General features: G+C 32.7%; 12 protein-coding genes and 1 tRNA gene. 9 read left to right on the top strand and 4 right to left on the bottom strand.

The window, feature by feature from the left end:
* The 6 genes from Q0C58_RS04685 to Q0C58_RS04660 form a co-directional block, all read left to right on the top strand.
* Positions 1–897, top strand: an 897-nt coding sequence (locus tag Q0C58_RS04685) for a DUF6624 domain-containing protein (RefSeq protein WP_366841287.1), incomplete at its 5' end; no start/stop codon positions are given.
* A 5-nt stretch (positions 898–902) separates the two neighbouring features.
* Complete coding sequence (locus Q0C58_RS04680; protein WP_290698144.1) at positions 903–1,979, top strand: ABC transporter permease; 1,077 nt, start codon at positions 903–905, stop codon at positions 1,977–1,979.
* A gap of 45 nt (positions 1,980–2,024) precedes the next feature.
* Positions 2,025–2,531 carry a thioredoxin family protein gene (locus tag Q0C58_RS04675; protein ID WP_290698141.1) on the top strand — a complete coding sequence of 169 codons (507 nt, stop codon included), beginning with the start codon at positions 2,025–2,027 and terminating at the stop codon, positions 2,529–2,531.
* A 46-nt stretch (positions 2,532–2,577) separates the two neighbouring features.
* Entirely contained in the window at positions 2,578–3,327 is a 750-nt protein-coding gene (tpiA, locus tag Q0C58_RS04670; RefSeq protein WP_290698138.1) for a triose-phosphate isomerase, read from the top strand.
* 149 nt (positions 3,328–3,476) lie between these two features.
* Positions 3,477–4,313: a 50S ribosomal protein L11 methyltransferase gene (gene prmA, locus Q0C58_RS04665; protein ID WP_290698136.1), complete on the top strand. Its 837-nt coding sequence runs from the start codon at positions 3,477–3,479 to the stop codon at positions 4,311–4,313.
* Positions 4,314–4,337: 24 nt separating this feature from the next.
* Positions 4,338–4,613 carry an ATP-dependent Clp protease adaptor ClpS gene (locus Q0C58_RS04660; RefSeq protein WP_290698133.1) on the top strand — a complete coding sequence of 92 codons (276 nt, stop codon included), beginning with the start codon at positions 4,338–4,340 and terminating at the stop codon, positions 4,611–4,613.
* Between the two features lie 103 nt (positions 4,614–4,716).
* Here the strand turns inward: Q0C58_RS04660 and rpsT are convergent, their stop codons facing one another.
* From rpsT to proS, 3 genes are all read right to left on the bottom strand, one after another.
* Complete coding sequence (gene rpsT / locus Q0C58_RS04655) at positions 4,717–4,968, bottom strand: 30S ribosomal protein S20 (RefSeq protein ID WP_290698130.1); 252 nt, start codon at positions 4,966–4,968, stop codon at positions 4,717–4,719.
* Positions 4,969–4,998: 30 nt separating this feature from the next.
* Positions 4,999–5,070, bottom strand: a tRNA-Glu gene (locus Q0C58_RS04650).
* 150 nt (positions 5,071–5,220) lie between these two features.
* A complete protein-coding gene (gene proS / locus Q0C58_RS04645) occupies positions 5,221–6,699 on the bottom strand; it encodes a proline--tRNA ligase (RefSeq protein WP_290698127.1) in 1,479 nt (492 codons plus the stop codon).
* A gap of 100 nt (positions 6,700–6,799) precedes the next feature.
* On the opposite strand from proS, the gene Q0C58_RS04640 reads away from it, so the two are divergent.
* Positions 6,800–7,735: a hypothetical protein gene (locus tag Q0C58_RS04640; protein ID WP_290698124.1), complete on the top strand. Its 936-nt coding sequence runs from the start codon at positions 6,800–6,802 to the stop codon at positions 7,733–7,735.
* A gap of 39 nt (positions 7,736–7,774) precedes the next feature.
* Positions 7,775–9,292, top strand: coding sequence for an outer membrane protein transport protein (locus tag Q0C58_RS04635; RefSeq protein ID WP_290698122.1), 1,518 nt, complete (start codon positions 7,775–7,777; stop codon positions 9,290–9,292).
* Positions 9,293–9,378: 86 nt separating this feature from the next.
* Here the strand turns inward: Q0C58_RS04635 and Q0C58_RS04630 are convergent, their stop codons facing one another.
* Positions 9,379–10,392 (bottom strand): glutamine synthetase beta-grasp domain-containing protein, encoded by a 1,014-nt coding sequence (locus Q0C58_RS04630; protein WP_290698119.1) that lies wholly within the window; start codon positions 10,390–10,392, stop codon positions 9,379–9,381.
* 193 nt (positions 10,393–10,585) lie between these two features.
* Here Q0C58_RS04630 and Q0C58_RS04625 point away from each other — a divergent pair, with 193 nt between their 5' ends.
* The gene (locus tag Q0C58_RS04625) at positions 10,586–12,772 is read left to right on the top strand and encodes a glutamine synthetase III (protein ID WP_290698116.1); all 2,187 of its coding nucleotides are present in this window, start codon (positions 10,586–10,588) and stop codon (positions 12,770–12,772) included.
* Positions 12,773–12,782 lie beyond the last annotated feature (10 nt).

Raw genomic sequence — 12,782 nt, 5'->3', positions numbered from 1 at the left:
ATGGTAGTGTCTTACAGTCTTGAAAAAGCTAACGAAGAAGGCTTAAAAAAGATGAAGAAAGTTACAGATAAAGCGATAGAAAACGGTTACACAGTAATTGGCTTGTCTGCATCAGGAACTGAAACTAAGCAGTATATAAAAGAAACGTACAACTTAAATTTTGACTTCTATTTATGTGATGAAAAAGCACTAAAAACAGTAATACGTTCTAATCCTGGAATTTTAAAACTTGAAAAAGGAACAGTAATACAAAAGGAACATTTTAATGATGCTGAAGATTTGGAGTTACCAGCTTTGGAAAATGCCACACCAAATTTAGATTTTACTCTAAAAAAGCAATTAGATAGTATTATGGTCTTAGATCAAAAATATAGAAAAACCGGCTTAAATAATGAGAATTTTAAATTTCAAAATAAGATAGATAGTACAAACTTAGTTTTTGTTAAAGCTATTTTTGACAAACATGGTTATCCTGGAAAATCATTAGTAGGAAAGCCTACAAATCTAACTGCATGGTATGTAATTCAACATTCTTGGGAAATCCCTAAATACTTACCAAAAATGAAAGAGGCAGGAAAAAAAGGAGAATTACCTTTTACGAATGTTGCTATGATGGAAGATAGATATTTAATGGAACAAGGAAAAAAACAGATTTATGGAACTCAAGGTTTTGTATTAAACTACGGAAAAGAAAATGCAACCGATATTATTTGGCCAATTGAAGATATTGAGAATGTAAACAAAATAAGAAAAGAAGCAGGCTATAATAATACTGTTGAGGAAAGCGGCAAAGGCATGTATGGTGATAATTTCATATTTAAAGATTACTCTTTAGATGAAATAAAAAAAATAGAAAAAGTAAATTATTGGATGATTAATTTATTAAAAAACAAATAATAATTCTGCTAAACTACTTCCTAAATAAAACATTATACGCACTACTCACTTTATTTGGAGTAGTCACTGTCATATTTTTTTTATTTAATGTACTTCCAGGAGATCCAGCACAAATGATGCTGGGACAAAATGAAGATAGCGAGCAATTAGCCATCGTTAAAAAAAAATACGGCTTCGATAAATCGATAGGTACACAATACCTCTATTATTTAAACGACCTCTCTCCTATTTCGTTTCACTCTACTATAGAAGATGATTATACCTTTTTAAGGGAAAACAAATATTCAGAAGCAAAACTATTTACTATTGGTAATACAACAACTGTTTTAAAGCTACCTTATTTAAGAGAGTCGTTTACCAAGCAAGGCAAAAAAGTAAGTACAGTATTGTCAGAAACCTTGCCTAATACTTTCGTTTTAGCAATCTCAGCCATTGGTATAGCCTTACTTTTAGGCATTAGTTTAGGTGTAATTTCAGCATTAAAAAAAGATACTTTTTTAGATAAAGCAATACAAATATTAAGCACCATTGGTATGAGTGTACCTTCGTTTTTTAGTGCCATTCTATTTGCTTGGTTCTTTGGCTTTGTGCTTCATAAATATACCAATCTAGAAATGACAGGTAGTCTTTACGAACTAGACGACTTTGGTGAAAAAGTAAATATTAAATTAAAAAACTTAATCCTTCCTGCACTTGTTTTAGGCATTAGACCACTAGCAGTTGTTATCCAACTCATGCGAAACTCATTATTAGAAGTCTTTAACCAAGACTACATTCGCACAGCACGAGCAAAAGGGCTAAGTGAATTTCAAATTATAAAAAAACACGCTATAAAAAACGCATTAAATCCTGTAGTTACAGCAATTTCTGGTTGGTTTGCGTCTATGCTTGCTGGAGCTGTTTTTGTAGAATATATTTTTGGTTGGAACGGACTTGGAAAAGAAATAGTAAACGCATTAAACACATTAGATTTACCAGTAATTATGGGTTCTGTGTTAATTATTGCATTACTCTTTATAATTATCAATATTTTTGTAGATATTATTTACGCTTGGTTAGACCCAAAAGTAACTTTAGAATAAAGTTATTCTCATACAGATGGGACTCTCAAAAAATTAAAACACATAATGAAAAAAACTATTATCATCTTAGCACTGCTTATGTCGTTTGTATCATGCAAAGGTCAAGAGAAATATAAGGTAGAGCCTAAAGTGTTTTCAGAGAAAGCATTGGCAGATGTTTTTCTTGATACAGAAGGTAATGACATAGCATTCTCAAAAATATTAGAAACATACAAAGGCAAACAAATTGTAATAGATGTTTGGGCTTCCTGGTGTAGAGATTGTATTATAGGCATGCCAAAGGTAAAAACACTTCAAGCCAATAATAAAGAAACTGTATTTGTTTTCCTGTCGCTAGATAAAAGCGAAAGTGCCTGGAAAAGAGGTGTTAAAAAACACAATCAAGAAGCAGAACATTATTATATGAAATCTGGATGGAAAGGCGATTTTGCAACCTTTCTAAATTTAGATTGGATTCCACGATACTTAGTAGTAGATAAAATAGGAAATATAGCAGTATTTAGAGCTATAAAAGCAGACGATAAGAAAATACAATCAGCATTAGAAATATAAATTAATCATTAAAAAATTCCTTCTCATTGGGAAGGTTAGAATAGGAATGAGAAAAAATATAGTAGCAGGAAACTGGAAAATGAATAACGATTTACCAGCCACGGAAGCGTTAATCCTAGATTTATTAAAACAAGAACAAACATCTAATGCAGAAGTAATGATTGCTCCAACGACTGTTAGCCTTTTTCAAGCTTTTAATGCAACAAAAAACTCTAATATAGAGGTTATAGCTCAAAACATGCACTATGCAGAAAGCGGTGCTTACACTGGTGAAATTAGCGCTTCAATGTTAAAAAGCGTAGGTGTTAAAACTGTTATTCTAGGACATAGCGAACGTCGTGCTTACTTTAATGAAACAGACGAGTTACTTGCAAAAAAAGTAGATGCAGCCTTAAAAAACAACATGAGAATAATCTTTTGTTTTGGCGAAGAATTAACAGATAGAAAAGCAGGAAACCAAGAAAAAATTGTTGGTAGTCAAATAAAAAATGCCTTATTTCATTTAGAAGCTGCAGCTTTTAAACACATCGTTTTAGCCTACGAGCCAGTTTGGGCAATTGGCACTGGCGAAACAGCAAGTCCAAAGCAAGCACAAGACATGCATCAATTTATTAGGCAAACATTAAACACAAAATACGGTAACCAAGTAGCAGACGATATGACTATACTTTATGGCGGAAGTGTAAAACCTGCTAACGCTAAAGAGATATTTGGTAAACCAGACGTAGATGGAGGACTTATTGGTGGAGCAGCCTTAAAATCTCAAGATTTTTACGCTATTATAAACGCATTTTAAATTAATAATTTGGGCGTTACCAAAACAAGCAAAAGGCTTGCTTTGGTCGCGTTTTTCATTATATCTTTTTTTGCCATATATGGCAGCAAAAAAAGGATGCCATTACAACCGCTAACGCAGGAATACCTGTTATAACTATTTATTATTCAATGTCTAATACAATTTACATAGGTTATTACTTTAAAGTAGAACCATTACAACCAGCTACCGAAATTCTAATAGCAGAACTTGGCTACGCAGGTTTCGAAAGTTTTGTAGAAACCGAAACAGGAGTCACAGCTTACATTCAAAAAGAAGAATGGCACAAAGAGATCTTACAAAACATTTATGTTTTAACAAGCAACGAATTCAAGATTTCTTATACTTTCGATGAGATAGAGCAAGTAAACTGGAATAGCGAGTGGGAGAAAAATTTTAATCCTATAATTGTAGATAATCTTTGTTCTGTTCGTGCTCCATTTCACGAAAAACCAGACACTAAATACGATATTATTATAGAACCAAAAATGAGTTTCGGTACTGGACATCATGAAACTACACACATGATGATTCAGCATATTATAGCAAACGATTTTAAAGGAAAATCTGTTTTAGATATGGGTTGTGGTACAGCAGTTTTAGCAATATTAGCTGAGATGAAAGGAGCTAACCCAATAGATGCAATAGATATAGACAATTGGTGCTATCTTAATAGTATAGAAAACGCAGAACGAAACAACTGTAAAAACATAAGTGTTTACGAAGGCGATGCAAGCTTAATAGAAAACAAAACTTACGATACTATAATAGCCAACATTAACCGTAATATTCTGTTAAACGATATTAAAACATACGCAAATTGTCTTAACCCAAAAGGATCACTTTTTCTAAGTGGTTTTTATAAAACAGATATTAACAGTATTGAAGAAGCATGTAACAAAAACGGTTTAACATTAAAAAATAAGTTAAATCGTAATAATTGGGTTGCATTACACTTCGAAATTTAATATTTTAGTATAAAATAACGCATAATGAGTACCAAAGAAAAAATACAAGAGCAACACAGTGTTGATACTTTAGAGAAACCAAATAACGAAATTGTTGTTTATAATGACGAAGTCAACACTTTTGATCACGTTATAGAAACACTTATTAAAGCCTGTGATCATACTCCAGAGCAAGCTGAGCAATGTACAATATTAGTGCATTATAAAGGGAAATGCACTGTTAAAACAGGTGAGCTTAAAGATTTGAAACCAAGATGTTCTAAAATTTTAGAAGCTGGGATTAATGCAGAAATAATTTAGAATCTAACTCTAGAAATAAGCTAACATAAAACCGACTTATAATCAAAAAGAAAAGCCTATCAATTTTAGATAGGCTTTTCTTTTTGTAGTAGAATAAATCTAACTATATCGCAGAAACGAATTTAGTTAAACCAGACTTTAAGTTAGCAGCTTTATTAGCATGGATAACGTTTTTCTTAGCTAATCTATCTAACATAGAATGTACTGAAGGCAATAAAGCTTCAGCTTCTTTTTTATCAGTTAACTCACGTAATTTTTTTATTGCATTACGAGTTGTTTTGTGCTGATACTTATTTCTTAATCGTTTAGATTCGTTACTTCTAATTCTTTTTAATGCTGACTTATGATTTGCCATTTGTTTCTTTTTTATTTTATTAAAAAATTGTAGCCCGTAGGGGAATCGAACCCCTCTTACATGGATGAAAACCATGCGTCCTAGCCGATAGACGAACGGGCCATTTATTTTCAAGTGAGCAAATATAAATTATATTTTTATTTTTGCAAAAACTTTTTAAATAACTTTACAACGTTTCCATTGCGGATGCAAAAATACAACTATTTTCTACTCTTGCAATAACTAAGTAAACTTTTTTTTAAAAAAGTTTACTTAGTATGCTTTAGCAAACAATACTCTACGTTTTGAAGGTTTTCCTGAAAACACACAAATACCATCTTTAAGCTCTCCTTCCAAAGGAAGACATCTAATAGTAGCTTTGGTTATTTCTTTAATTTTATCTTCTGTTTCTGTAGTGCCATCCCAATGCGCTGATATAAAGCCACCTTTCTCTTTTAAAATAGTTTTAAAGTCATCAAAATTATCTGCTTCAGTGGTATGAGAGTCTCTGTGATTTAACGCCTTGTTGAAGAGAGATTCTTGAATTTCAGTCATTAATCCTTCAATTTTTTCAGTTAAAGAATCTAAAGAGACGGTTTCTTTTGTTAAAGTGTCTCTTCTTGCTAATTCAACTGTGCCGTTTTCTAGATCTCTTGATCCAATTGCTATACGCAAAGGGACACCTTGTAGTTCGTGTTGTGCAAATTTTGCTCCTGGACGGTAGGTTGTTCTGTTGTCGTATTTTACAGTGATGTGTTTAGCTCTTAGGTTTTTTATTATACCATTAACAACATTTGTAATTTCTTCTAGTTGCTCCTCTGTCTTGTATATAGGAACAATTACAACTTGGTTTGGAGCTAAATTTGGAGGTAGTACTAGGCCTTGGTCGTCACTATGTGTCATAATTAATGCGCCCATTAATCGTGTTGAAACTCCCCAGGAAGTAGCCCAAACATAATCTTTTTTTCCTTCTTTGTTGGTGAACTTCACATCAAAAGCTTTTGCGAAATTTTGTCCTAAAAAGTGAGATGTTCCTGCTTGTAGTGCTTTTCCATCTTGCATTAATGCTTCTATACAATATGTTTCGTCTGCTCCAGCAAAACGCTCGCTTTCAGTTTTTAAACCTTGAACAACTGGTATTGCCATGAAGTTTTCAACGAAAGTTGCATAGACATTATTCATTGTTTCTGCTTCTGTTATGGCTTCTGCTTTTGTCTCGTGTGCTGTATGTCCTTCTTGCCACAAGAATTCTGCAGTTCTTAAAAATAAGCGTGTGCGCATTTCCCAACGTACAACATTTGCCCATTGGTTAATTAATAAAGGTAAATCTCTGTAAGATTGAATCCATCCTTTAAAAGTACTCCATATTATAGCTTCACTTGTTGGTCTAACAACGAGTTCCTCTTCTAATTTTGCTTCAGGATCTACGCGAAGCTTTCCTGGGTTGTCAGGATCGTTTTGCAATCTATAATGTGTAACTACTGCGCACTCTTTTGCAAAGCCTTCAGCGTTTTTTTCTTCGGCTTCAAATAAACTTTTAGGTACAAAAAGTGGAAAATATGCGTTTTGATGTCCTGTTTCTTTAAACATTCTATCTAATTCTGCTTGCATTTTTTCCCAAATGGCATAGCCATATGGTTTAATAACCATGCAGCCTCTAACTGCTGAATTTTCAGCTAAATCAGCCTTTACAACTAGTTCGTTGTACCATTTTGAATAATCTTCTGCTCTTGTTGTGAGTTTTTTGCTCATATATAGTCTTTTGGCACAAATATTGTGATTATGTTAAAAAAAGAAATAGTTCGACAAAACTAACTATTTTTGTTATGTTCAACAATAAAAACAAACAGTTATGCAATTAAAAAAAAACTTACTAAATAAATTATCAGCATTTGCGGTAGTTTTATTTGCTTTTGGTCTTACCTCTTGTGGCTCTTATCAATATGTTGGGCAGAATAATGATGGTGTTTATGATGATGTTATACAGCAGGATGTTGTTCAGGCTGATGTGCAAGAAAATAACGACAATACTTATTATAAAAATTACTTCAAGGAAAAGTCTATGGAGTTGGGTGTAGATAATAACGAAGAGGTCTTCGTTGATGTAGATTCTTACGAAGGAGAATACTCGAATGATAATGCTCAAGTTGATAATATAAATACTGGTTATGGTGCTTGGGGAGAAAATAGTAATGAGGTTGTTGTAAATGTTTACAATAACGGTTTTGGGTTTAATAATTTTTGGAATAGAGGTTTTGGATGGAATAGATTTGGATGGAATAGAGGTTTAGGATTTGGTTATGGCGGATTTGGCTATGGTTATGGCGGATTTGGTTATGGCTTTGGCGGATTTGGTTACGGAGGATTTGGTTATGGTTTTAACGGATTTGGTTATGGAGGATTTGGTTATGGTTTTAACGGATTTGGCTACGGAGGTTTAGGTTACGGTTATGGCGGTTATTATGGGCAAAATGGTTTAGCTTACAATAATAACAGAAGAGGTGTTACTAATGGAAGGACTTCTGCTTTAGGTAGAAGAGTTGAAGCTTCAAGAAGAAGTAGTTCTACATCTACTCGTACAAGAACATCTTCTACGTCAAGAACTAGATCTAATACATCAAGAACTAGATCGAGCAATAACACTCCAAGAGTTAGAAGTTCTACTCCTAGAACGAGATCAACAACTCCAAGTACAAGGACTTCGTCTCCAAGTAGATCTAGAGGATCTTCTACAAGGAGTTCATCAGGATCATCTAGATCTTCATCTGGAAGTAGGAGAAGAGGTTAGTGGTTAGTTTTTCAAAAGAAAATAGAATTAAAAAATAATATGAAAAAAGAAATATTTTTATTCATAGGTGTTATGTGTATGTTTACAATTAATGCTCAAGATATAAACGATGCTTTGCGTTACAGTAATGGAGAGGTTATAGGTTCTGCCAGATACAGAGCGCTTAGTGGAGCATTTGGAGCATTAGGTGGAGATTTAAGTGCTGTTAGTGTTAATCCAGCAGGTTCTGCTGTTTTTACAAATAGTTTTGCTTCTGTGTCTTTAAATGTTAGTGATGTGGAGAACGAAACCTCTTATTTTGGAGGTCGAAATTCTTCTTCAGATTCAGATTTATCTTTAAACCAAGGCGGAGGAGTTTTTGTGTTTAAAAATAGAAATGAAGATTCCCGATGGAGAAAACTTACTTTTAGTGTTGCTTTTGATAATACTAAAAATTATGATGATAATTGGAGGTCAAGAGGTGATAATACTAGATCTATAGATCAATATTTTTTAAACAACGCTCAAGGTTTAAGGTTAGATGAGATTTCGGCTTTACCTGGTGAATCTACTTCTGACGCTTATGCTGGAATTGGAAGTGCTTTTGGATCTGCAAATCAGCAGGCATATTTAGGTTTTGATTCTTTTATTTTAGAACCTGCTAGTGAGGACGATGATAATACAATTTATGCATCTAACATAGCAGCAGGTGTTTTTGACCAAGAATACACTTATGCAGCAACAGGATATAATGGAAAGATAGCTTTTAATTTAGGAGCGCAATATGGAGATGATTTATATTTAGGTTTAAATTTAAATTCTCATTTTCTTAACTACGAACGTTCTACTTTTTTGTATGAAAAGAATGATAACACGGGTTCTATTGTGAATGAAGTTGGTTTTGAAAACAATATTTTAACTAATGGATCTGGATTCTCATTTCAACTTGGTACTATTTATAAATTATCTAATGAATTTAGGATTGGTTTTACTTATGATTCTCCTACTTGGATGACAATTACAGAGGAGACGTCTCAGTACATTGAAACCGTTAGAGTTGAAAATGGAGAAAATATTCTACAAATTGTAGATCCTCAAGTTATTAATCTGTTTCCAGATTACAATTTGCAATCACCTTCTAAAATAACAGGTAGTTTAGCTTATGTTTTCGGAAAACAAGGTTTAATAAGTTTCGATTATTCAAGAAGAGATTTTAGTAATACAAGGCTAAAGCCGAGATCTGATGCTTTTTTTAGAGCACAAAACGACATTATCTCAAATAATTTAACAGCAGCTTCAACCTATAAATTAGGTGGTGAGTATAAAGTAAATCAATTTAGTTTTAGAGGTGGTTATCGTTTTGAGGAAAGTCCTTATAAAAACGGAAAAACTATAGGTGACTTAAATGGTTACTCTTTAGGTTTAGGTTATAATTTTGGTAATACAAATTTAGATTTAACTTATGATGCTTATAGTCAAACAAGAGAAAATCAATTGTTTAGTACTGGATTAACAGATGCTGTAGGTGTAGATGCAAATAATTCTAATATTACCCTAACTTTAGGGTTTCAATTATAATTGTGTACAGTAGTAGTTTTTTGCTTAAAATAAAAAAAGCGTTTGAAAATTTCAAACGCTTTTTTTATGAGTAAAATATTTGTGTTTTAACTAATATTTGCAGATTTCACTGTTTTAATAATACGACCTGCAATTTTATATGGATCACCATTAGACGCTGGACGTCTGTCTTCTAGCCAGCCTTTCCAGCCTTTTTCTACTGTAATAATTGGGATTCTAATTGATGCGCCTCTATCTGAGATTCCAAAAGAGAAGTCGTCTACGTGAGCAGTTTCATGTAAACCAGTTAATCGTTCATCATTAAATTCACCGTAAACAGCCATATGTTCTTTAACAACAGGTCTAAAAGCTTCACAGATTTTTTCGTATGTTTCTTGAGAACCACAAGTTCTTAATACTGTATTAGAAAAATTAGCATGCATACCAGAGCCATTCCAGTCTCCTTTTACTGGTTTTGGGTGGTATTCAATATAGTAACCATATTGTTCTGTTAAGCGATCTAGTAAATATCTAGAAACCCAAATCTCGTCACCAGCTATTTTTGCACCTTGAGCAAATAATTGATATTCCCATTGGCCTGATGCTACTTCTTGGTTAATACCTTCAAAGTTTAATCCTGCAGCAATACAAAGGTCTGCATGTTCTTCAACAAAATCTCTTCCTTTTGTATTTTTCCCACCTACAGAGCAATAATACATGCCTTGTGGTCCAGGATATCCACCAATAGGGAAGCCTAATGGTAATTGTGTTTCTGTATCCATAATAAAATACTCTTGTTCAAAGCCAAACCAAAAATCATTATCATCATCTTCAATAGTTGCTCTAGCATTAGTTTCGTGTGGTGTTCCATCAGCATTCAAAACTTCAGTCATAACTAAAAAGCCATTCTTTCTTGCAGGATCTGGATAAATAGCAACTGGTTTTAGTAAGCAGTCTGATGCACCACCTGAGGCTTGTTTTGTAGAAGATCCATCAAAAGACCAAATAGGGCAATCTTCTAATTTTCCGCTAAAGTCATTTTCTACTTTAGTTTTACTTCTCATGTTTTGCGTTGGCTTATAGCCATCCAGCCAAATGTACTCTAGTTTAGATTTACTCATAATAATTACAAATAGTTTTAATAAATATAGGTGCAAATATAAAATGATTTTTAATTAACCTATTTAAAAACAGAGTAAAAATTATGTTTTTTATCAAATAGATATTAACAACCCTTATTTTTTATGGGTATAAAGTATTTTATATAGTAAAACGTGTTAGATTTGATATATTTGTAAAAAAACAGTCAGAAATATGTCAACTCTAAGATTTTTTGCAATTAAAGAAACGTTAAATAGGAAACCTGTAGTTATTAAGGAAGAAAAACGGCGTTCTGAAATTTTCGGTCAAAACGTTTACAATTCAAAAAAAATGCGTCAAACTTTAACAAGCGATGCTTTTATAGGTCTTACTAATGCTATTGAAAAAGGAGCAAAAATAGATAGAGCTATTGCGGACCAAATTGCTTCTGCAATGAAAGACTGGGCACTTTCTAAAGGTGTTACGCATTACACACATTGGTTTCAACCGCTAACAGGAGCAACAGCAGAAAAACACGATGCTTTTTTTGAAACTATTGAAAATAATGAAGCAATTGAAAAGTTTGGAGGTACTCAATTAGTGCAACAAGAGCCTGATGCTTCTAGTTTTCCTAATGGAGGAATAAGGAATACTTTCGAAGCTAGAGGATATACGGCTTGGGATCCAACATCTCCAGCGTTTATCTATGGTACAACATTATGCATACCTACTGTTTTTGTAGCTTATACAGGAGAAGCACTAGATTATAAAACACCTTTATTAAGGGCTCTGCAAGCTGTAGATAGTGCATCTGTGGCAGTTTGTAAATATTTTGATAAAAATGTTAAAAAAGTAAATGCATCTTTAGGTTGGGAACAAGAGTATTTTTTAATAGATAGTGCTTTAGTATCTTCTCGACCTGACATTCAATTAACAGGAAGGACTTTGTTAGGACATGATTCGGCAAAAGGTCAACAATTAGACGATCATTATTTTGGAACCATTCCAAATCGTGCCATGTCTTACATGAGGGATCTGGAAACTGAATGTATGTTATTAGGCATTCCTGTTAAAACAAGACATAACGAAGTTGCGCCAAATCAATTTGAATTGGCTCCTATATATGAAGAGGCAAATTTAGCAGTAGATCATAATGCATTATTAATGGATGTTATGGATAAGGTGGCAGAACGTCATAATTTTAAAGTGTTATTTCATGAGAAACCATTTAAAGGTATTAATGGTTCTGGAAAACATAATAACTGGAGTTTAAGTACAGATACAGGTGTTAATTTGCTAAGTCCCGGAAAAACACCAATGAGCAATCTTCAGTTTTTAACTTTCTTTATTAATACAATAAAAGCTGTGCACGATAATGAAGAGTTGCTTCGTGCGGCAATAGCCTCTGCAAGTAATGATCATAGATTAGGAGCAAACGAAGCGCCTCCAGCAATTATTTCTGTATTTATAGGAGAACAACTAACACATGTTTTAAATGAATTAGAGAATGTAACTAACGGAAAGTTGTCACCACAGGAAAAAACAGATTTAAAACTTAATGTTGTTGGTAAAATTCCAGAAATACTTTTAGATAATACAGATAGAAATAGAACATCACCTTTTGCTTTTACAGGAAATAAATTTGAATTTAGAGCAGTAGGCTCTAAAGCTAATTGTGCAAACCCAATGACATTGTTGAATTCTATAGTTGCAAAGCAATTAATAGATTTTAAAATTGAAGTAGATGCATTGATTGTTAAAAAGGATCTTAAAAAAGATGAGGCTGTCTTTAATGTTTTAAGAGAGTATATTAAAAAAAGTAAAGCGATTTTATTTGAAGGTAATGGTTATGGTGAAGAATGGGAAAAGGAAGCAAAGAAGAGGAAATTAAGTAATAATAAAACAACACCAGAGGCATTAAAAGTAAAAATCTCTAAAAAAGCATTGTCTCTATATAAAGATTTGGGAGTTATGAACGCTACAGAAGTAGAAGCACGTTATGAAATTGAACTCGAAGATTATATTATGCGTATCCAAATAGAAGGCCGAGTACTAGGTGATTTAGCTAGAAACCATGTTGTGCCAACTGCAGTTAAGTATCAGAATATATTAATTGAGAATGTAAAAGGTTTAAAAGAAATTTATGGAAAAGAGTTTAAAAAAGTAGCTCAAGCGCAATTACATTTAATAGAAGAGATATCTAAATATATTGAATCTATTAATAATTTAGTAAATGATATGACAGGAGCTAGAAAGAAATCTAACCAAATTAAATCTATAGAACGTAAAGCTGAGGCATATTGTAATATTGTAAAACCATTATTAGAAGATATAAGATATCCTTGCGATAAACTTGAATTATTGGTAGACGATGAGCTTTGGCCACTAACAAAATATAGAGAATTACTCTTTACTACGTAAATTTACGTAG

This window comes from Lacinutrix sp. (assembly GCF_023299985.1).
Lineage (GTDB): Bacteria > Bacteroidota > Bacteroidia > Flavobacteriales > Flavobacteriaceae > Lacinutrix.
This window is presented reverse-complemented; position numbering and strand designations above follow the sequence as displayed.